At 71.9% G+C, this 19,574-nt stretch carries 24 protein-coding genes; 7 read left to right on the plus strand and 17 right to left on the minus strand.

The window, feature by feature from the left end; translation table 11 throughout:
* Positions 1-3: 3 nt before the first annotated feature.
* Genes DV20_RS04975 through DV20_RS04985 form a run of 3 tightly spaced genes read right to left on the minus strand, consistent with a single transcriptional unit; the run spans position 4 to position 2,236 of the window.
* Complete coding sequence (locus DV20_RS04975; protein WP_043776728.1) at positions 4-771, minus strand: MBL fold metallo-hydrolase; 768 nt, start codon at positions 769-771, stop codon at positions 4-6.
* Positions 772-800: 29 nt separating this feature from the next.
* Complete coding sequence (murI, locus tag DV20_RS04980; protein WP_084093321.1) at positions 801-1,607, minus strand: glutamate racemase; 807 nt, start codon at positions 1,605-1,607, stop codon at positions 801-803.
* A complete protein-coding gene (locus DV20_RS04985) occupies positions 1,604-2,236 on the minus strand; it encodes a rhomboid family intramembrane serine protease (protein WP_043776732.1) in 633 nt (210 codons plus the stop codon). Before DV20_RS04985 ends, murI begins: the two co-directional genes overlap by 4 nt.
* Positions 2,237-2,321: 85 nt before the next feature.
* On the opposite strand from DV20_RS04985, the gene DV20_RS04990 reads away from it, so the two are divergent.
* Positions 2,322-3,182, plus strand: coding sequence for an arylamine N-acetyltransferase family protein (locus DV20_RS04990; protein ID WP_152603638.1), 861 nt, complete (start codon positions 2,322-2,324; stop codon positions 3,180-3,182).
* Here the strand turns inward: DV20_RS04990 and DV20_RS04995 are convergent.
* The 9 genes from DV20_RS04995 to clpS all read right to left on the minus strand — a co-directional run bounded on the left by DV20_RS04995 (position 3,140) and on the right by clpS (position 8,238).
* Complete coding sequence (locus tag DV20_RS04995) at positions 3,140-3,856, minus strand: aspartate/glutamate racemase family protein (RefSeq protein WP_043776735.1); 717 nt, start codon at positions 3,854-3,856, stop codon at positions 3,140-3,142. The genes DV20_RS04990 and DV20_RS04995 overlap by 43 nt on opposite strands.
* 13 nt (positions 3,857-3,869) lie before the next feature.
* Entirely contained in the window at positions 3,870-4,820 is a 951-nt protein-coding gene (locus DV20_RS05000) for a PLP-dependent cysteine synthase family protein (protein WP_043776737.1), read from the minus strand.
* 3 nt (positions 4,821-4,823) lie between these two features.
* The gene (locus DV20_RS05005; RefSeq protein WP_004559268.1) at positions 4,824-5,096 is read right to left on the minus strand and encodes a MoaD/ThiS family protein; all 273 of its coding nucleotides are present in this window, start codon (positions 5,094-5,096) and stop codon (positions 4,824-4,826) included.
* 65 nt (positions 5,097-5,161) lie between these two features.
* A complete protein-coding gene (locus DV20_RS05010) occupies positions 5,162-5,569 on the minus strand; it encodes a Mov34/MPN/PAD-1 family protein (RefSeq protein ID WP_043776741.1) in 408 nt (135 codons plus the stop codon).
* Positions 5,570-5,643: 74 nt separating this feature from the next.
* A complete protein-coding gene (locus DV20_RS42955) occupies positions 5,644-6,138 on the minus strand; it encodes a DUF2017 family protein (protein ID WP_051735794.1) in 495 nt (164 codons plus the stop codon).
* Positions 6,135-6,377: an ATP-dependent Clp protease adaptor ClpS gene (locus tag DV20_RS05020; protein WP_043776742.1), complete on the minus strand. Its 243-nt coding sequence runs from the start codon at positions 6,375-6,377 to the stop codon at positions 6,135-6,137. The genes DV20_RS42955 and DV20_RS05020 overlap by 4 nt, the downstream gene beginning before the upstream one ends.
* Positions 6,378-6,407: 30 nt before the next feature.
* Entirely contained in the window at positions 6,408-7,388 is a 981-nt protein-coding gene (locus DV20_RS05025; protein ID WP_043776744.1) for a P1 family peptidase, read from the minus strand.
* The gene (locus DV20_RS05030) at positions 7,385-7,942 is read right to left on the minus strand and encodes a DUF2017 domain-containing protein (RefSeq protein WP_043776746.1); all 558 of its coding nucleotides are present in this window, start codon (positions 7,940-7,942) and stop codon (positions 7,385-7,387) included. The genes DV20_RS05025 and DV20_RS05030 overlap by 4 nt, the downstream gene beginning before the upstream one ends.
* Positions 7,939-8,238, minus strand: coding sequence for an ATP-dependent Clp protease adapter ClpS (gene clpS, locus DV20_RS05035; protein ID WP_043776748.1), 300 nt, complete (start codon positions 8,236-8,238; stop codon positions 7,939-7,941). The genes DV20_RS05030 and clpS overlap by 4 nt, the downstream gene beginning before the upstream one ends.
* Before the next feature lie 74 nt (positions 8,239-8,312).
* Here clpS and DV20_RS05040 point away from each other — a divergent pair, with 74 nt between their 5' ends.
* From DV20_RS05040 to DV20_RS05050, 3 genes are read left to right on the plus strand one after another with little or no spacing between them, the layout of a single operon-like run.
* A complete protein-coding gene (locus tag DV20_RS05040) occupies positions 8,313-9,614 on the plus strand; it encodes a nicotinate phosphoribosyltransferase (RefSeq protein ID WP_043776749.1) in 1,302 nt (433 codons plus the stop codon).
* Between the two features lie 14 nt (positions 9,615-9,628).
* On the plus strand, positions 9,629-10,207 hold the full coding sequence (locus DV20_RS05045) for an isochorismatase family protein (protein ID WP_043776750.1): 579 nt from the start codon (positions 9,629-9,631) through the stop codon (positions 10,205-10,207).
* Positions 10,204-10,848, plus strand: coding sequence for a bifunctional 4-hydroxy-2-oxoglutarate aldolase/2-dehydro-3-deoxy-phosphogluconate aldolase (locus DV20_RS05050; protein WP_043776752.1), 645 nt, complete (start codon positions 10,204-10,206; stop codon positions 10,846-10,848). The genes DV20_RS05045 and DV20_RS05050 overlap by 4 nt, the downstream gene beginning before the upstream one ends.
* Before the next feature lie 54 nt (positions 10,849-10,902).
* On the opposite strand, the gene DV20_RS05055 is transcribed toward DV20_RS05050, so the two are convergent.
* Positions 10,903-11,520 (minus strand): choice-of-anchor P family protein, encoded by a 618-nt coding sequence (locus tag DV20_RS05055; RefSeq protein ID WP_043776754.1) that lies wholly within the window; start codon positions 11,518-11,520, stop codon positions 10,903-10,905.
* Positions 11,521-11,731: 211 nt separating this feature from the next.
* Between DV20_RS05055 and DV20_RS05060 the strand changes: the two genes are divergently transcribed.
* The 3 genes from DV20_RS05060 (at position 11,732) to DV20_RS05070 (ending at position 14,903) form a co-directional block, all read left to right on the plus strand.
* Positions 11,732-12,319: a biotin transporter BioY gene (locus tag DV20_RS05060; protein ID WP_043776756.1), complete on the plus strand. Its 588-nt coding sequence runs from the start codon at positions 11,732-11,734 to the stop codon at positions 12,317-12,319.
* 135 nt (positions 12,320-12,454) lie between these two features.
* Complete coding sequence (locus DV20_RS05065) at positions 12,455-14,503, plus strand: ATP-dependent DNA helicase (RefSeq protein WP_043776757.1); 2,049 nt, start codon at positions 12,455-12,457, stop codon at positions 14,501-14,503.
* A 58-nt stretch (positions 14,504-14,561) separates the two neighbouring features.
* Complete coding sequence (locus tag DV20_RS05070; RefSeq protein ID WP_020640935.1) at positions 14,562-14,903, plus strand: hypothetical protein; 342 nt, start codon at positions 14,562-14,564, stop codon at positions 14,901-14,903.
* Positions 14,904-15,191: 288 nt separating this feature from the next.
* Here DV20_RS05070 and DV20_RS05075 read toward each other — a convergent pair whose 3' ends face one another.
* From DV20_RS05075 to ctaD, 4 genes are all read right to left on the minus strand, one after another.
* Positions 15,192-15,593 carry an OsmC family protein gene (locus DV20_RS05075; RefSeq protein ID WP_043776760.1) on the minus strand — a complete coding sequence of 134 codons (402 nt, stop codon included), beginning with the start codon at positions 15,591-15,593 and terminating at the stop codon, positions 15,192-15,194.
* 16 nt (positions 15,594-15,609) lie between these two features.
* The gene (locus tag DV20_RS05080) at positions 15,610-16,389 is read right to left on the minus strand and encodes a peptidyl-tRNA hydrolase (RefSeq protein ID WP_043776762.1); all 780 of its coding nucleotides are present in this window, start codon (positions 16,387-16,389) and stop codon (positions 15,610-15,612) included.
* Positions 16,386-17,615, minus strand: a complete 1,230-nt coding sequence (gene serB, locus DV20_RS05085) for a phosphoserine phosphatase SerB (protein WP_043776763.1) — start codon at positions 17,613-17,615, stop codon at positions 16,386-16,388. Before serB ends, DV20_RS05080 begins: the two co-directional genes overlap by 4 nt.
* A gap of 115 nt (positions 17,616-17,730) precedes the next feature.
* Positions 17,731-19,518 carry an aa3-type cytochrome oxidase subunit I gene (ctaD, locus tag DV20_RS05090; protein ID WP_043776765.1) on the minus strand — a complete coding sequence of 596 codons (1,788 nt, stop codon included), beginning with the start codon at positions 19,516-19,518 and terminating at the stop codon, positions 17,731-17,733.
* Positions 19,519-19,574: the final 56 nt, after the last annotated feature.

The following is a 19,574-nucleotide window of genomic DNA, read 5'->3' on the forward strand; positions in this document are numbered from 1 at the left end:
CGGTCAGACGTCGTAGACGGCACCCTGCTTGACGACTTCGGCCCCGGGATACCCGGCCGACGCCTCGGCCAGGACCGCGCCGGCGTCGGTCCACGGCGCGATGTGCGTCAGCAGCAACCGCCCGACGGCGGCGTCGCGCGCGAGCTCGCCGGCCTGCTTTCCGGACAGGTGCACCCCCTTCGGCCGGGCCGCCGAGTCCGTCCAGGACGCTTCGGCCAGCAGCAGGTCGACGCCGTCGGCGAGCTCGTTCAGCGCCGCGCACGGGCCCGAGTCGCCGGTGAACGCGAGGATCCGGCCGCCGTAGGAGATCCGCAGGCCGTACGCCGGGGTCGGGTGGTCGACCTCCGCGGCGACGACCTCGAACGGCCCGATCCGGAACGTCTCGGACCGCAGCGGCCGGAAGTCGTAGACGTCGGAAAGGTCCGTGAGCGCCCGCTCGGTTTCGTTGGGCGCGTACGCGTTGGCCAGCCGCGTCGGGGCGTCCGACGGGGCGTACAGGGGCAGCAGCCGCGGGCGGGCCGGGTACGGCGCCGCGGGGTGGTAGCGCCGCAGGACGGTGAGTGCGCTGACGTCGGCGCAGTGGTCGGGGTGCAGGTGCGAGAGCACGAGCGCGTCCAGGTCGAACGGGTCGGTCACGGCTTGCAGCTGCGCGAGCGCGCCGTTGCCGAGTTCGAGGCCGAGCAGGAAACCCTCGGCCTCGACCAGGTAACCGGACGCGGCGGCGTTCGGCCCGGGGGCGCTGCCGGAGCACCCGAGGATGGTCAGTCGCACGACGACACCCTAAGCGTCCACCGTCGCGATCACGCGGTGGTGGGAGCCAGGACACCCGGCGCGAATCCCATGAACCGCTGGGCGAGCCGGGTGAAGGGCTCGGCCGAGCCGGTGGCGAGGAACTCGTGCCGCGGCGGGGTCTCCCGCGCGGTCAGCAAGTCCTGCTCGGTGAGCACCCGGACGAGGTCCTTGGCGGTCTCGTCCGCGCTGCTCACCAGGGTGACTTCCTGGCCCATGACGATCTGCAGGACGCCTTGCAGCAGCGGGTAGTGCGTGCAGCCGAGCACGAGCGTGTCGACCTGGGCGTCGAGCAGCGGCTCGAGGTAGCCCTGCGCCAGGCCGAGCACCTGGCGCCCGGTCGTGATGCCGCGCTCGACGAAGTCGACGAACCGCGGGCAGGCGACGCTGGTGAGCGTGATGTCCGGCGCGGCGGCGAAGGCGTCCTCGTAAGCCCGCGACCGCACGGTGCCCTCGGTGCCGATCACGCCGACGCGGCCCGTGTGCGTCGCCACGACGGCGCGGCGCGCGGCCGGCAGGACGACCTCGATCACCGGGACGTCGTAGCGCTCGCGCGCGTCGCGCAGGCAGGCCGCGGACGCCGTGTTGCAGGCGATCACCAGTGCCTTCACGCCGCTCTCGACCAGCTCGTCGAGCGCCGCGAGCGCGTAGCTGCGGGCGGTCGCGATCGGGAGCGGGCCGTACGGGTTGTGCGCCGTGTCGCCGACGTAGCGGAGCTGCTCGGCGGGCAGCTGCTCGAGGATCGCCCTCGCGACCGTCAGCCCGCCGACGCCGGAATCGAACACGCCGATCGGGGCATCAGCGGGCGGAGACGTCACCCTTCGAGGTTACCCGGGGCGGTTTTGCGGGACCGCCGGGTGGTCAGCCAGGCCGCCAGAACGCCGGCCAGCGCGCCGAAGAGGTGGCCCTGCCAGGAGACGCCGGGGTTGCCCGGCAGCAGCCCGGCCAGCATGCCGCTCCACACGCCGAGCAGGACGACGGCGACCACGATCTGGCCGGCGGCGCGGTTGAACAGGCCGCGGACCAGCAGGTAGGCGAGCCAGCCGAAGGCCAGCCCGGACGCGCCGACGGTGACGCCGTCCGCGGGCCCGATCAGCCACACGCCGAGCCCGGAGGCCACCCAGATGATGGCCGTGACCAGCGCGAACCGGCCGAAGCCCGCGGCCATCGCGAGGAAGGAGAACAGCAGCACCGGGACGGTGTTGGCGAACAGGTGCGACCACCCGGCGTGCAGGACCGGCGCGAACAGGACGCCGTCCAGCCCGGACAGCGCCCGCGAGTGGATGCCGCCCTGGTCGAGGTCACCCGGGAGGATGACGTCGACCAGTTCGACGAGGTACAGCAGCAGGGTGAACGACAGCGCGACGATCGCGGCCGCCACCGGCTTCGGCGGCAGCACCCGCTTGGCGGCGTCGGTTTCCGGGGCGGTGGGGGTCGAAGTGCTCACGGTTTCGAGGCTACGTCCGGCCACGGCCACTTCACCTCGGGTGAAATCCCTGATCCGGGCGGTTTTGTCGGTGGTCGCCGCTAGCTTGTCGGGCATGGACGTCACCGGTTATCTCGCGCGGCTCGGCCTCGATCCCGAACCGCCGAGCCTGGGTGCGCTGCGGCGGCTGCACGCGGCGCACGTCGAACGCGTGCCGTACGAGGCGCTGGAGGTGCAGCTCGGGCGGCCGACCCCGCTCGACCCGCCGGCGTCGCTGGCGCGGATCCTCCGAGGTCGCGGCGGCTACTGCTACCACCTGAACGGGGCGTTCTCGGCCCTGCTGGCGGCGCTCGGCTACCGGGTCACGCGGCACCTGGGCGGAGTGCAGGGCAGCGCGGCGGACGCGCCGAACGTCGACCGGAACCACCTGGCACTGACCGTCACCGGGCTGCCGGACGCCCCCGGGACGGCGTGGCTGGCCGACGCCGGGCTCGGCGACGGCCCGCACGAGCCGCTCCCCCTCCGGGAAGGCACCTACGTGCAGGGCCCGCACACCTACCGGCTGCGGCCGTCCGAGGCCGCGCCGGGCGGCTGGCGGTTCGACCACGACCCGTCGGGCAGCTTCACCGGCATGGACTTCGCGCCCGGCGTCGCGGAGATGGCGGACTTCGCGGAGAAGCACACCTGGCTGTCGACGGCACCGGAGTCCGGGTTCGTGCGGGTCTGCGTGGTGCAACGGCGGGACGCGGCGGGAATCGACACCCTGCGCGCGCTCACCCTCGACCGCCACGGCGCCAAGGAACTGGTCGAGTCACCCGGCGACTGGTGGGCCGCCGCGGGCGACGTGTTCGGTATCCCGGCGGCGCTGTTCACCGCGGAGGAGCGCGAGCGGCTGTGGCGGCAGTGCGTCGCGCAGCACGAGGCTCACGTCGGTGGCACGGGCAGCGAGGTGGTGCCCAGCGCGTAGTCCACCGCCGCTTCGGCGTGCAGGCGGGTCGTCGGGAAGGTCGGCACCGGGGAGTCCTCGGGGCCGACCAGCAGCTCGATCTCGGTGCAGCCGTAGATGACGCCCTCGGCGCCCGCGTCGGCCAGCCGCGCGATCACCCCGCGGTAGGCCTCGCGGGACTCGGGTTTCACGACGCCCAGCACCAGCTCGTCGTAGATGATCCGGTGCACGAGCTCACGGTCTTCGGCGCCGGGCACGAGCACGTCGAGCCCGTGGGCGGCGAGGCGGTCGCGGTAGAAGGGCTGCGCCATGGTGAAACCGGTCCCGAGCAGCCCGACGCGGCGCACCCCGGCGGTCTTGATGGCGGCGGCGGTGGCGTCGCCGAGGTGCAGCAGCGGGATGCCGAGGCCGGCTTCGAGCCGGTCGGCGACCTTGTGCATGGTGTTGGTGCAGAGCACGACGAACTCCGCCCCGGCGGCTTCGAGGGCCTTGGCGGCCCGGTTCAGCTCGGCGCCGGCGTCGTCCCAGCGGCCGTCGGCCTGCATCTGCTCGATGGCGGCGAAGTCGACGGAGTAGAGCACGGTGTGGGCCGAATGGAACCCGCCGAGCAGGGTCTTCACCCGCTCGTTCACCAGCCGGTAGTACTCGATCGAAGATTCCCAGCTCATCCCGCCGAGCAGCCCGATGACCTTCATGCCACCAGGATGCCTAAGCCCAGAGCTGCCCGTCGAGCCGCGCGGCCGCCTCGTCGAGCGACCCGGCGTAAGCACCGGTCGACAGGTACTTCCACCCGGCGTCCGCGACGACGAACGCGACGTCGGCGGCTTCGCCGCGGGCCGCGGCCTTCTCGGCCACCGCCAGCGCCGCGTGCAGCACCGCGCCCGTCGAGATGCCCGCGAAGATGCCTTCGTGCTCCAGCAGCTCGCGGGTGCGCCGCAGCGCGTCGTACGCGCCCACGGAGTACCGGCCGTTGAGCACCGAGGCGTCGTACAGCTCCGGCACGAACCCCTCGTCGAGGTTGCGCAGGCCGTACACCAGCTCGCCGTAGCGCGGCTCGGCCGCGATGACCTGGACGTCCGGCTTCGCCTCGTGCAGGTACCGGCCGACCCCCACCAGCGTCCCGGTCGTGCCGAGGCCGCCGACGAAGTGCGTCAGCGTCGGCAGGTCCTTGAGCAGCTCGGGCCCGGTGCCGCGGTAGTGCGCTTCGGCGTTCGCCGGGTTGCCGTACTGGTAGAGCATCACCCAGTCCGGGTTCGCCTCGGCCAGTTCCTTCGCCCGCCGGACGGCCTCGTTCGAGCCGCCCGCGGCCGGCGAGAAGACGATCCGCGCGCCGTAGGCCTGCAGCAGCTGCTTGCGCTCGGTGGAGGTGTTCTCCGGCATCACGCAGACCAGCCCGTAGCCCTTGAGCTTGGCGGCCATGGCCAGCGAGATGCCGGTGTTGCCCGACGTCGGCTCCAGGATCGTGGAGCCGCGCCGCAGCTTGCCTTCACGCTCGGCGGCTTCGATCATGGCCAGCGCGGGCCGGTCCTTGATCGAGCCGGTCGGGTTGCGGTCCTCCAGCTTCGCCCACAGGCGCACGTCGTGCGTCGGGGACAGCCGGGGCAGCCCGACCAGCGGGGTGCCGCCGAGCGCGTCGAGCAGCGACTCGAAGCGAGCCATCGATCAGCCACCGGCCACGGCGGGGAGGATGGTCAGGGTGTCGCCGTCCTTGACCTCGGCCTCGAGCCCGCCGGCGAAGCGCACGTCCTCGTCGTTGACGTAGACGTTGATGAAGCGGTGCAGCTTCTCCTCCTTGACCAGGCGCGCCTTGATGCCGGCGTGCCGGGCCTCGACGTCGTCGATGACCTCGAGGACGGTCGCGCCCTTCGCCTCGACGGACTTCTCGCCGCCGGTGTGGGTGCGCAGGATCGTCGGGATGGAGACGGTCACGGCCATGGGTTCTTACCTCCGGTGGGTTCTTACACGCAGACGCCGGTGGCGCGGCGGTTTATTCCGTGGGCTCAGTCGACGATCTCGACCGGCTCCTCGGTGATCTCGGCGTCCACGATCCGGTACGACCGGAACTCGTGTACTTCGGGGTCGCGGGTGGAGACGAGCACGTAGTGCGCGTCCGGCTCGGCCGCGATGTTCGCGTCCGTCCGCGACGGGTAGGCCTCGGTCGCGGTGTGCGAGTGGTAGATGACCACCGGCACCTCGTCGTTCGCGGCCATCTCGCGGTAGAGCTTCAGCAGGTCGCCGGAGTCGAACTCGTAGAACGTCGGCGACCGGGCCGCGTTGAGCATGGGGATGAACCGCTCGGGGGAATCCGAGCCTTCCGGCCCGGCGATCACCCCGCACGCCTCGTCGGGGTGGTCACGACGGGCGTGGGCGACGATCTCGTCGACGAGTTCACGGCGGATCCGGAGCACACCGACATCTTAGGTGGTGGACAAAGCGGGTCCAGATGCTGAGACATACCCCTCACCAGCGCTTCCGGACCGCCTCAGAGCTCCAGGAACACCGGCACGTCGTCCCGGGATAGGGCCGCCGTGGCGACGTGGCTTTCCAGCTCCTGCAGCCAGGCGAACTTGTTTTCGGCCCCCCAGCGCGTGGAGAACAGCTCGTCCACCGGCACCTCCCAGCGCGGCTTCCGCAGGTACGCCGACTGGGCGTGGGCGAGCACGAGCCGCACGTCGCGAGCGCCCGCCAGGTCGAGCTCCAGCTCCGTCCCGCCGGACCACGCCTCGAGCATCCGCGAGAACGCGGCCGCCACCTCGGCCCGCATCGCGGCGCCGTGCCGGTCCCGGAACGCGGCACTCGGCTTGCGGCGCCGGTAGGCGTCGGGGAACAGCGTGGTGTCGGCGATCCCCGTCCGCCCGGAGCCGCCCAACCGGGCCGCGACGTCGGAGAACATCCCGTGCAGCACGGACGCGGTGTTGGGCGCGAACGCGATCCGGACGCGCCCGGCCCAGGCCGTGACGTGCGCGAAGTCGGTCACGAGGCCGGCTCCAGGGTCGCGCGCAAGCCGCGGACCTGCAGAGCCGCGACGAAGTCCTCCGCCGGCCCGGCCGGCAGCGGGTCGAGCCCGGCCGAGCCGGTCGTGTGAATCCGCTCCGCGGCGGCCCAGGCTTCTCCGGCCGGCAGATCCAGCAGCTCCGCCAGCACCAGTGCCACCCCGGCGTGGCTGTTCACGTTGTCGTCGTGGATCCGGACGACCCACTTTTCGTCGAGCTGCACCTCGGATGATCCCCGCGGAGGACACCGGCGTTACGCGAACGCCTCCGGCCAGACGTCCCGGTAGGCAGGCACCCCGCCCGCGGTGGTCGCCGCCAGCAGGCCGTGCACCATCGCCCGCGCGAACACCCGCGCCGCGGCCGAGCACAGCGCGTCCAGCGCCGCCGGGCGCGCCGCCGCGCCGAACGGCCCGCTCGCGCCCGGCAGCTCGTGCGCCCCCGTGGCCAGTGCGAACACCGTGTCGCCGTCGAACATCGTGTGCGCCGGGCGCACCGCCCGCGCGAGCCCGTCCTGCGCCGCGACCGCGATCCGCCGGGCCTCGGCCTTCGACAGCGCCGCGTCGACCGCGACGACGCCGATCGTCGTGTTGAGGTCCGTCCGGCGTGGGGGCAGGTCAGCGGGCCGCGAAGGCCACGTCACGCCGAAGTCGCCGTGGTCGGCCGCGTACGCCCGGCCCGTCGTCAGATCCACGGCCTCGCCGGCCGCGTTGACCGCCGCCAGCGCACCCACGGTGAACTCGCCGACGACCTCGCTGGCCGAGCCGATCCCACCCTTCAGCGATCCCACAGCCGCACCCGCGCCTGCGCCCACCGTCCCCAGGGCGAAGGAGCCCGAAGCCGCTTCACACGCCGCGTACCCGAAGGACGCGTCGGGCCGGTTGCCCCACTCGCTGCGCGGCAGGTCGAAGAGCACCGCCGCGGGCACGATCGGCACCACCTCGTGCGGCTGCGTGCCCACCGGAAAGCCCAGGTTGCGCTCCGCCAGCCACCGCATCACGCCGTCGGCCGCGGCGAGGCCGTACGCCGATCCGCCCGACAGGCACACCGCGTTGACCCGCTGCACCAGGTTCTCCGGCTCCAGCAGGTTCGTCTCCCGCGTGCCGGGCGCGCCGCCGCGCTGGTCGACCGCGCCGACCGCGCCCTCGGGCACCAGCACCACCGTCGTCCCGGTGGCCCAGCCGCCGCCGACCCGCTCGTGGTGCCCCACCAGGACACCCGGCACGTCGGTGATCATCCCGTCAGCGCCTGGATCAGCGTCTCCTGCACCCACGTCAGCCAGTGGTAGACGCCAAGGTGCGGCGCGCGCGGGTCGTCCTCGGGCAGCTCGTCGGGCATGTCCTCGGTGACGTCGAGCGCGGTGCCGAGCGCCAGCCGGACGTCGTTGAGCGCGCCCAGCCACGCGTCGGCCTGCTCCTCGGTCAGCCGGACATGGCCGCCGTCGCGGGGCAGCGTGTCGAGCACGATCTTGGCCACCCCGACCTTGATGTCGAGCAGTTCCGGCTCGTGCAGCGACCGCATCGCCGCGACCGAGTCGATGTCCTCCCGGGACGGGTTGTCCGGGTCGAGCTTGTGGAAGTCCGGGAGGAGCCGCGAAAGCACCGGGTCGTCCGGGGACTCGGTGGGGCCGGTCCGGATGCCGGTGAGCTCGGCGAGCTCGTCCTGGGGCGCTTCCTCGGCCCGCGCGGTGAGCATGTCCTCGAGCTGGCTGACCAGCCCGCGCAGGACGGCCGCCTCCTGCTGCTCGAAGCCCGCGTGGATCACCGCGCCCTTGCGCCGCCAACCGTTCACGAGGGCTGCTCCATGGTGGCCCAGAGGCCCGCCGCGTGGAGTTTCGCCACGTCCGTCTCCACCTTCTCCTTGCTGCCGGACGAGACGATCGCCTTGCCCTTGTGGTGCACGTCCAGCATCAGCTTGGTGGCGTGGTCGCGGCTGTAGCCGAACAGCTTCTGGAAGACGTACGTCACGTACGACATGAGGTTGACCGGGTCGTTCCACACCACGGTCCGCCACGGTGTGTCCGACTCGGCGACTTCGGCACCGACCGGTTCGACCTGCGTCTGTTCGGATGCGACAGGCGTGGACATGCACCCCATGGTGTCACGGGGGTCACCGGGTACGCCGCGCCAGGTCCGGCCATGTGGGTGAATAGGCTTACCCCATGGGTTCACCGGAGCCGGTCACGGCCAGCACTGCGCTGCTCACCGACCACTACGAGCTGACCATGCTGGGCAGCGCGCTCGCCGACGGGACGCACGCGCGGCCCTGCGTCTTCGAGGTCTTCGCGAGAAGGCTGCCCGACGGGCGGCGCTACGGCGTCGTCGCGGGCACCGCGCGGGTGCTCGACGCCATCGCGGACTTCCGCTTCACCGACGCCGAGCTGGCGCAGCTGGAGGCCACCGCGGTCGTCGACGACGCGACGCTCGCCTGGCTGGCGGACTACGAGTTCTCGGGTGACATCGACGGCTACCCCGAGGGCGAGCTGTACTTCCCCGGCTCGCCGATCCTCACCGTCACCGGCTCGTTCGGCGAATGCGTGCTGCTGGAGACGCTGGTGCTGTCGATCCTCAACCACGACAGCGCCATCGCCTCGGCCGCGGCCCGGATGTCCGGCGCCGCGCACGGCCGCCCGATCATCGAGATGGGCGGCCGCCGCACGCACGAATACGCCGCCGTCGCCGCCGCGCGCGCCGCCTACCTGGCCGGCTTCGCGACGACGTCCAACCTGGAAGCCGGCCGCCGCTACGGCATCCCGACGCGCGGCACCGTGGCGCACGCCTTCATGCTGCTGCACGACAGCGAGGAGGCGGCCTTCCGCGCCCAGGTGGACAAGATGGGCGCGGACACGACGCTGCTGGTCGACACCTACGACATCACCGCCGGCATCGAGACCGCGGTCCGCGTCGCCGGGCCCGAGCTCGGCGCGATCCGGATCGACTCGGGCGACGTCGGCCCGCTCGCCCGCCGCGCCCGCGAGCAGCTCGACTCCCTCGGCGCGAAGGACACCCGGATCGTGGTGTCCGGCGACCTCGACGAGCACGCCATCGCGGCGCTGCGCGCGGAGCCGGTGGACGCGTACGGCGTCGGCACCTCGGTGGTCACCGGGTCCGGCGCGCCGACCGCCGGCATGGTCTACAAGCTGGTCGAAGTGGACGGGAAGCCGGTCGCCAAGCGCAGCGCGCACAAGGAGTCCCGCGGCGGCCGCAAGTCCGCGCTGCGGCGCCACCGCGGCACCGGCACGGCGGTCGAGGAGGTCGTCTGGACGACCTCGGGTGCCGCGCCCGAGCCCGAAGCCAACGACCGGCCGCTGCAGATCCCGCTGATCCGCGCTGGCCGTCCGGAGCCGGACCTGCCTACGCTCGACGACGCGAGGCAGCGGTTGCGCCGCGGCCTGGTCAGCCTGCCGTGGGAGGGCCTCAAGCTTTCGCACGGCGAGCCCGCTATCCCGACCCTGTTTCTCTGAGAGGGAGTTCGACCATGGGGACCGCGCTGATCGTGGTGGACGTGCAGAACGACTTCTGCGAAGGGGGTTCGCTCGGCCTGCCGGGCGGGGCCGCCGCGGCCGCCGCCATCTCGAAGCAGGCCGTCGAAGGCGGGTACAGCCACGTCGTGGCCACCCGGGACAACCACATCGACCCGGGCGGCCACTTCAGCGAGACGCCGGACTTCAAGGACAGCTGGCCGGTGCACTGCGTCGCCGGGACGCCGGGCGCGTCGTTCCACCCGGCGCTCGACGTCGTCCCGATCGGCGAGGTGTTCTCCAAGGGCGAGTACAGCGCCGCGTACTCGGGCTTCGAAGGCGCGGCCCGCGACGGGAAGCCGCTGGAAGCCTGGCTGCGCGAACACGACGTGACCGACGTCGACGTCGTGGGCATCGCGACGGACTTCTGCGTCCGCGCGACGGCGCTCGACGCGGCGAAGGCCGGTTTCGGCGTCCGGGTGCTGCTGGACCTGACCGTCGGCGGTTCGCAGCCGACGGTCGACGCGACGCTGAAGGACTTCGACGAGGCGGGCGTCGCGTACACCGGCACCGCGTTCGTGGGCCCGGCCGCGTGACGGACCTGCAGGCCGCGCTGGCCGAACACCGGCTCGTCGCGATCCTGCGCGCCACCGACGCGTCGCGGTTCGCCGACGCGGCGATGGTGCTGCACGCGGCGGGCATCCGCCTGCTCGAAGCCACGCTGACGACGCCGGGCGCGCCCGCGGCCATCACCGCGCTGCGCCTGGCGCTGGGCGACGACGCGCTGATCGGCGCGGGCAGCGTCCGCGAACCGTCCGATGTGGACGTCGCGGTGGACGCGGGTGCCGCGTACCTGATCACGCCGACGGTCAACCCGGCCGTCCTCGAGCGCGCGGCGGCCCTGGACACCCCGGTGATCTGCGGCGCGCTGACGCCGACGGAGATCGACCAGGCCTGGCGCCTCGGCGCGGCCGCGGTGAAGGTGTTCCCGGTCGCGGCGGTGGGCGGAATCGCGTACCTGCGCGCGGTACGGGCGCCGCTGCCGGACGTCCCGCTCGTGCCGACCGGCGGCGTCCACCTGTCCGACGTCGAGGGCTACCTGCGCGCGGGCGCGATCGCGGTCGCCGCCGCGACCCCCCTCCTCGGCGACGCCCTGACCTCCGCCGGCAGCCTCCCGGACCTCGCCACCCGGGCGGGCGAGTTCGTCGCCGCCGCCGCCCGCTTCACCACCCCCTGACCGCCACTTTCACGTGAAAGTGACCCGGAGTGCGGGCTCCGGATCACCGGGGCGCTACTTCTTGCCGAAGGGGTCGCAGGCGGCCGTGCCCAGGTAGAGGTCGCCGGTCGCCGGGCCGCCCTGCGGGAACAGCTTGATGTGCACCGCGTGCGTCACCAGGCTGCCGTCCGGCGGCTGCGGCGTCACGGTCTCGTTCAGGACGACCGTCGCCAGCGCGGTGCCGGCGGCGCCGCCGGGGATGACGATCCGGTAGTTCGGCGGGATGTCCTCCGGCACGGTGACGCCGTCCACGGCCCCGATCGCGACCTCGCCGACGCTGCCGTTGGTGGTCGTCGAGCACTTCGCCGAGTACGTGCGGACAGAGAGCTCCGGGCCGCCGTAGCGCTGGAGCACGGTCGCCCGGAAGCGGCGCCCGGCCGCCTGCGCGATCGCGGCCTCCCCCGATCGCCCGCACCCGGTGTCCCCGGCGCCGAACACCGCGATATCGCCCGTGGCACCGCCCTGCGTCCAGCCTCGGGTGGGGCCGTCGACCGTGCACTTCGCGAGTTCACCGGTGACGATGTGCTCGTTGTCGATGGTCACGTCCACCGAGCCCGACGACGCCCATCCGGTGGACGTCGCGGGCGCCGCCGCGCCGAGCAGCGGAACGGCCAGCGTCGTCACGGCCAGCAACCGATATGTCCGCTTCCTGGCGTTGCCCATGCTCCGGCCTCCTCGGTTTCCGTGACAGTTCGCAGCCACCCACTTCGTCATCGGCCGGTCCGGCCCCCGCCCTGATCGGGTCCACCCGGACGAGTGGCCGGTGAGGAACGCAACTCGGCGGACCCACTAGACGGTAACGAGCGTTAACCTCGGTCGTCGCCTGTTCACCTCGGGAGGTTTCGTGTCTTCGCTGTCCTTCGCCGGCAAGCGGCCCGTACTGGCCGACCTCGTGCCCGGCTCGCTCGTGCGGGACATCGCGCTGGTCGCCGGCGGTGCCGTGCTCACCGGCGCCGCCGCGCAGCTGACGATCCCGGTCCCGGGCAGCCCGGTGCCGATGACCGGCCAGACGTTCGCCGCGCTGCTCGTCGGCGCGTCGCTCGGCATGTCGCGCGGGGCCGCCTCGATGCTGGGGTACCTGCTGGTCGGCGCGGTGGGCGTGCCGTGGTTCCAGCACGGCACCGCGGGGCTGTCCGGCGCGAGCGCCGGTTACATCGTCGGGTTCGTCTTCGCCGGTGCCCTGGTCGGCGCGCTCGCCGGTCGCGGCGGCGACCGGACGCCGGTGCGCACCGCGGGCACCATGGTGCTCGGCAACCTGGTCATCTACGCGTTCGGCGTGCCGTGGCTGATGGCGTCGACCGGGTTCGACCTGTCCACCGCGTTCGCCAAGGGCGTCACGCCGTTCCTGATCGGGGACGCGATCAAGATCGTCGTGGCCGCCGGTCTGCTGCCGCTGACCTGGAAGCTGGTCTCGGGCCGCAACCAGGACTGACCCGCCGCGCCTCGTGAGTGGTCAGGGCGGCTCCAACCGCCCTGACCCCTCACGAACGGCTTCCCCCCGCGGCACGAGTGGCCCGTTCGCGACGGAGCACCGATCTCTGTCGGTGGTGGCGGCTAATGTGTCGCTGTGCCCGCCCGAACTGATTTCCCCGGCGTCCTCGAGCTCCTCACCCACGCGGTGGAGTCCGTCGGCGGCGCCGAACGACCGGGGCAGGTCCAGATGGCCGACGCCGTCGGCCGCGCCATCCGCACCGGTGAGCACCTGGCCGTGCAGGCCGGCACCGGCACCGGCAAGTCACTGGCCTACCTCGTGCCCGCGATCCGGCACGCCGTCGAGAAGGAAGCCACCGTCGTGGTCTCCACGGCCACGATCGCGCTGCAGCGCCAGCTCGTCGACCGTGACCTCCCGCGCTTGGCGAAGGCGCTGAGGAAGCCGCTCGGCCGCGAACCGACGTTCGCCATCCTCAAGGGCCGCCGCAACTACATGTGCCTGCACCGGCTGGATTCCGGCGCGCCGGACGAGCCGGAGGACGCCCAGCTCTTCGACCCGTTCGCGGTGTCCCGGCTGGGCAAGGAGGTCACGCGGCTGCGGGAGTGGGCCTCGGACACCGAAACCGGTGACCGCGACGAGCTCGTCCCCGGTGTCACCGACCAGGCGTGGCGCCAAGTTTCGGTGACGGCGAAGGAATGTCTCGGCGCTTCGCGCTGTCCGATCGGCACGGACTGCTTCGCCGAGAAGGCCCGCGCCGAGGCCGGCCGCGCCGACGTCATCGTCACCAACCACGCGCTGCTGGCGATCGACGCGCTGCAGGGCTACCAGGTCCTGCCGGACCACGACGTGGTGATCATCGACGAGGCCCACGACCTGGTCGACCGGGTCACCTCGGTCGCCACCGGCGAGCTGACCAGCGCGATGTGCGCGGCGGCCGCGCGCCGCTGCGGCAAGCTGATCGACGCCGACGTCGCCGACGGCCTGCTGGAGGCGGGCGACGGGCTGGCCCTGATCCTCGACGACCTCCCCCCGGGCCGGATGGACGAGCTGCCACGGCCGTTGCAGGGCATCATCCCGGCGGTCCGCGACGCCGCGCACCGGTGCATCACGGCGCTGGGCTCGGACCGCAAGGAGGACGTCGAAGGCGCCACGGCGCGCAAGCTGGCGCGGTCGCTGCTCGACGAGGTGCACGACACCGCGGTCCGGCTGCTGGAGGCGTTCGACGAGGACCAGGCGCACCAGCGCGACGTCGTCTGGCTCTCCGGCGACAAGTACTCGTCGAACCCGCGGCCGCCGGCGCTGAAGGTGGCGCCGCTGGGCGTCGCCGGCCTGCTGCGCGAGCGCGTGTTCAACCAGCACACGACGATCCTGACGTCGGCGACGCTGACCCTGGGCGGCACGTTCGACACCATGGCGCGGCAGTGGGGTCTCCCGCCCGGCGCGGCCCGGGTGGAGCAGGCGCCCGGCGCCGCGACGGAGAAGGAAGCGCCGTCCGACGACTCGGGCCCGAAGTGGACCGGCCTGGACGTCGGCTCGCCGTTCGACCACCGGCGCAACGGCATCCTGTACCTGGCCAAGCACCTGCCGCCGCCGGGCCGCGACGGCCTCACGCCGTCCACAATGGACGAACTGGCCGAGCTGATCGAGGCGGCGGGCGGGCGCACGCTCGGGCTGTTCTCCTCGATGCGCGCGGCCAAGCAGGCCACCGAGGAGATGCGCGGACGGCTGGACTTCCCGATCCTGTGCCAGGGCGACGACGCGACGTCGCTGCTGGTCCAGAAGTTCTCCGAAGACGTCCGCACGTGCCTGTTCGGCACGCTGAGCCTGTGGCAGGGCGTGGACGTCCCCGGGCCGTCGCTGCAGCTCGTGGTGGTCGACCGGATCCCGTTCCCGCGCCCGGACGACCCGGTGTCCTCGGCGCGCCAGCGCGCGGTGGAAGCGCGCGGCGGCAACGGGTTCCTGACCGTGGCGGCCACGCACGCGGCGCTGCTGCTGGCGCAGGGCACCGGGCGGCTGCACCGGGCGGTCTCCGACCGCGGGGTGGTGGCGGTGCTGGATTCGCGCCTGGCGAACGCCCGCTACGGCGGCTTCCTGCGGGCGTCCCTGCCGCCGTTCTGGCCGACGATGGACCCGAAGGTGGTGCGGGAAGCACTGCGCCGGCTGGACGCAGCCGCGCCCGCGTGACGCGGTCCGCAGCTTCGCCCGGTACGGTGAAGGCACCGAAGCAACAAGGGAGCACCGGTTGACCCAGGATTCGTCCAGCGCCCAGTCCCGGACCGTCAGCGTCGACGACACCGGAGTGCGGCGGCGGCTCGCGGACGGCAGCGAGGAGGCCGTCACGTGGTCCGACCTGTCGTCGGTGATGGTCAGGGTCATCCCTGACGGCCCTTGGAACGAAGACGTGTTCTTCATGCTCGTCGGCACCGACGGCAAGGGCACCGCGGTCCCCAGCGGCGACCCGGCGGCCGACGCCCTCATCGAGCGTTTGCAGTCCCTGCCGGGCTTCGACAACGAGAAGTTCATCGAAGCCATGACCACCGACGCCGACCAGGCCTACGTCGTCTGGGAATCCGGCCAGAACTGAAGTGCGCTGCCCGGCCTGCGCTTCGGACGACGAAGAACGCGAGAAGCTCGCCGAAGCCGCCGATCGGCTCGAGCTGCCGAAGTACCTCGAATAGGGCGTCTCCGGTATGTCCCACCCCGGGTCGGCCCGGAACGGGATGACCAGATCGCCGGCCGCGCCGCCAAGGGCTCCCGCGGCGGGCGACCACCCGCGTTCGATGCCGAGAACAGCTCCTGGTCGCGGATGTCGTTCCGCTGGTCGGAGCACTTGAACGCCCCGCCGTCGCCGCTGATGCAGGCCTGGTTTGCGCTAGCCCGGGAACACCTCTGTCACCGGGATGCCCTTCTTGAGCGTGCGGCTCACCGTGCAGAGCCGCTCGATCGCGCGGTCCACGGCGCCGGCCAGCGCTTCCCGCTGATCTGCCGCCAATGTCGATACGTCGACGTCGAAAGCGACGTGCACGGCGTCCAGCTCCGAAGCGCCTTCACGCCGGTCGGCGTCGACGGTGACGCGGAACTTCGCGTCTTCGCCGATCCGCCGCGTGATCAGCTCTTCGGCGGTGACGGCGTTGCAGCCGGCCACCGCGATCTGCAGCAGTTCGGCGGGCGAGAACGCCCCTTCGGCGCCCTTGCGGCCCAGCCACACCTGCGCGCCACGCTCGTTGCGCCCGACGAACGCGTGCTCACCCGTGCGTTCCACTTCCAGTGTCATGCCCGCTCCAACCGGCTCAGGTAGCCGCTTGTTCCGGCGCCCACTGGGCGAGAACCGTGATCGTGCCCGGGTCGACTTCGGTGAACCCCGCGTCCCGCACGGCGATCACGCGGTCGCGCCGCCACGCGCCCTCCGGGTCGTCACCGGGGTGCAGTTCCTTCCACTGCACGGGGGTGGCCGTGCGCACGGCCACCCGGAAGCCCTGCTCGGCCCAGGTCGCTCGCTCGGCGTCGCCCAGCAACGCGGCGAGGATCATCGTCGCGTGGCCGACCTGGGCGGCGCCCTTGCCGACGGTCATCGGCACGTGCGGGTTGAGCAGCAGCAGCGGGACGCCGTCCGGGAGCGGGCCGGGCTCGTCCGGCGGCAGTTCGCTGCCCGAGATCTGCAGCCGCGCGACTTCCTTGGGGGTTTCGGTGACCAGCCCCGGCACGAGGGCCCGCGCTTCGGCGCCGTCGACCTCGACGGTGATGCCCGGCAGGTCCTGCACGGCCGCCCAGTGCGCGCCCCGCGCCCGCCGCGCGACCTTCCGGATCCGGTTGTCGAGCCACGCGTGCATCGGCTCGGCCCACTCGCCGCCGGGCCGGGAACGCTCGTCGAGACACACCGCCAGCGCCGCCGCGGCCGCCGCTTCCAGCAGCGGCGTGCGGCCGGGCGGTTCGGCCCGTTCGATGCGGAGGATGACCGGCATCGCGCGGACTTCCTCGGGGAGCTCGTCGGAGGTGTCCGAAGTGTCTTCGGCCGGAAGCCCGAGCCAAAACGCGTAGCGGGCGCCCAGGGGGTCGAGAACGCTGCTCACGGACGCATCAGCTCGAGTCCGTCGGCGGCGTCGGCCGCTTCGACCTCGCCGCGGGTGAGACCGAGCACGAACAGCACGGCGTCGAGGTACGGGTGCGACAGCGCGGTGTCGGCGACCTCGCGCAGCGCGGGCTTCGCGTTGAACGCGACGCCCATGCCCGCGGCCGAAAGCATGTCGATGTCGTTGGCGCCGTCCCCGACGGCGACGCACTGCTCGAGCGGGATGTCGTACTCCGCGGCGAAGCGGCGAAGCACCTTCGCCTTGCCCGCGCGGTCGACGACGTCGCCGACGACCTTCCCGGTGAGCTTGCCGTCCACGATCTCGAGCTCGTTCGCCACCGCGAAGTCGAGCCCGAGTTCCTCGGCCAGGCCCGCGATGACCTGGGTGAAGCCGCCCGAGACGACGCCGGTGCGGAAGCCCATCCGCTTGAGCGTCCGGATCGTGGTGCGGGCGCCCGGGGTCAGCTCGATCGACGCGGCGACCTCCTCGATCGCCGTCGCCGGCAGGCCGGCCAGCAACGCGACCCGCTGCTCCAGCGACTCGGTGAAGTTCAGTTCGCCGCGCATGGCCGCGTCGGTGATCTCGCGGATCTCCGGCTCGACGCCGGCGTGCGCGCCCAGCATCTCGATGACCTCGCCCTGGATCAGGGTCGAGTCGACGTCGAACACGACGAGCCGCTTGGCCCGGCGCGTGATGCCCGCACGCTCCACGGCGATATCGACGCCCGCCTCGACGGCGGCGTCGGCGAGCTCCGAGCGCAGCGCGGCGTCGGCGTGGACGGTGTCCTCGTGGACCGAGACGTACAGCTCGAGACCGGTCACCGGGTAGTCGGCGACGCTGCGGATCGCGTCGATGTTGGCGCCCAGCGCGGCCAGCCGGCGCGCGACCTCCGAGAAGCCGCGCGCGGTGACCGGCCGGCCCAGGATGACCAGCACGTGGGAGGAGTCGCGGCGGCCGAGCGCGAACGGGTCGTCCCCGATCGCGCTGCCGATCTTCACGTCGACCTGCATGCCGACGGACGCCATCGCCTGCTCGACCGCCTCCTGCAGGCCCTCCGGGTCGCGGTAGACCCCGGCGAGCACCCCGAGCACGAGCTGCCCGCGGATGACCACCTGCTCGACGTCGAGCACGTCGACGTCGTGCCGGGTCAGTACGGCGAACAGCACGGACGAAACACCCGGCTTGTCGGGGCCGGTCGTCGTGATCAGGACGGGGGTCTGGGTCACTGGTCATCCCTCGTTCGGCAACGCTGCACGGTCAGTGTGCCGGTCCGGGCTTGGACATAAGTAGAGCGCGTGCCCGGCTTCACATCAGCCGGGCACGCGCTCACTCGATCAGGTGTTATTTGTCGCCTTGCTCGCTGGCGTTGTCGTTCGAGTGGTCTCCCGGGATCACCGCTTCGGTGAGCAGCTGCGACGGCGCCGCGTGGCTGTTGACCTTCTGCTTCCCGAAGAAGCCGATCTCGCCCTCGTTGTGGATGCGCTCGATCATGTGCGGGTAGTGCAGCTCGAACGCGGGCCGCTCGGAGCGGATCCGGGGCAGCTCGGTGAAGTTGTGCCGCGGCGGCGGGCAGGAGGTCGCCCACTCGAGCGAGTTGCCGTAGCCCCACGGGTCGTCCACCGTGACGATTTCGCCGTACCGGTAGCTCTTGAAGACGTTCCAGATGAACGGCAGCGTCGAGGCACCGAGGATGTACGCGCCGATCGTGGAGATCGTGTTCAGCGTGGTGAAGCCGTCACTGGTCAGGTAGTCCGCGTACCGGCGGGGCATGCCCTCGGCACCCAGCCAGTGCTGGACGAGGAAGGTCATGTGGAAGCCGATGAACGTGGTCCAGAAGTGCCACTTGCCGAGCTTCTCGTCCATCATCCGGCCGGTGATCTTCGGGAACCAGAAGTAGATGCCGGCGAAGGTGGCGAACACGATCGTGCCGTAGAGCACGTAGTGGAAGTGCGCGACGACGAAGTAGCTGTCCGACACGTGGAAGTCGATCGCCGGCGCGGCCAGCATGATGCCGGTCAGGCCGCCGAAGAGGAACGTGACGATGAAGCCCATCGAGAAGATCATCGGCGTCTCGAAGGACAGCTGGCCCTTCCACATCGTGCCGATCCAGTTGAAGAACTTGATGCCGGTCGGGACGGCGATCAGGAACGTCATGAAGGAGAAGAACGGCAGCAGCACGGCGCCGGTGGCGTACATGTGGTGCGCCCACACCGCGACCGACAGGGCGGCGATGGCCAGCGTCGCCCAGACCAGGCTCTTGTAGCCGAACAGCGGCTTGCGGCTGAACACCGGGAAGATCTCCGACACGATGCCGAAGAACGGCAGCGCGACGATGTACACCTCGGGGTGGCCGAAGAACCAGAACAGGTGCTGCCAGAGGATCACGCCGCCGTTTTCGGGGTCGAACACGTGCGCCCCGAGGTGCCGGTCCGCCAGCAGGCCCATCAGGGCCGCGGTCAGGATCGGGAAGGCGAGCAGGACCAGGATGCTCGTCACCAGGATGTTCCAGGTGAAGATCGGCATCCGGTACATCGTCATGCCCGGCGCGCGCAGGCAGACCACGGTGGTGATCATGTTGACCGCGCCGAGGATGGTGCCGAGACCACCGATCACCAGGCCGGAGATCCAGAGGTCGGCGCCGACGCCCGGCGAGTGGATGGCGTCCGACAGCGGGGTGTAGGCGAACCAGCCGAAGTCGGCGGCGCCACCCGGGGTCAGGAAGCCGGAGATCACGATCAGGCCGCCGAAGAGGTACAGCCAGTACGAGAACGCGTTCAGCCGCGGGAAGGCGACGTCCGGCGAGCCGATCTGCAGCGGCAGGATGAAGTTCGCGAAGCCGAAGAGGATCGGGGTCGCGTACAGCAGCAGCATCACCGTGCCGTGCATGGTGAACAGCTGGTTGTACTGCTCCTGCGAAAGGAACTGCTGCCCGGGCCGCGCCAGCTCGGTGCGGATCAGCATGGCCATCGCGCCGCCCGCCATGAAGAAGGCGAACGACGTGACCAGGTACATGATCCCGATCTGCTTGTGGTCCGTCGTGCGGAACAACCGCAGCAGGTACGAACCCTTGACCGACTCGCGCGCGGGGTACGGGCGCGTCGCGATCGGCTTGGGGGCTACGGCCGTCACTCCTGCCTCCAACACTGAAACCTTGTGGTGGTCATCGTCGCGCCACCGGGGCTCGG

The sequence above is a fragment of the Amycolatopsis rifamycinica genome (genome assembly GCF_000695625.1).
GTDB lineage: Bacteria > Actinomycetota > Actinomycetes > Mycobacteriales > Pseudonocardiaceae > Amycolatopsis > Amycolatopsis rifamycinica.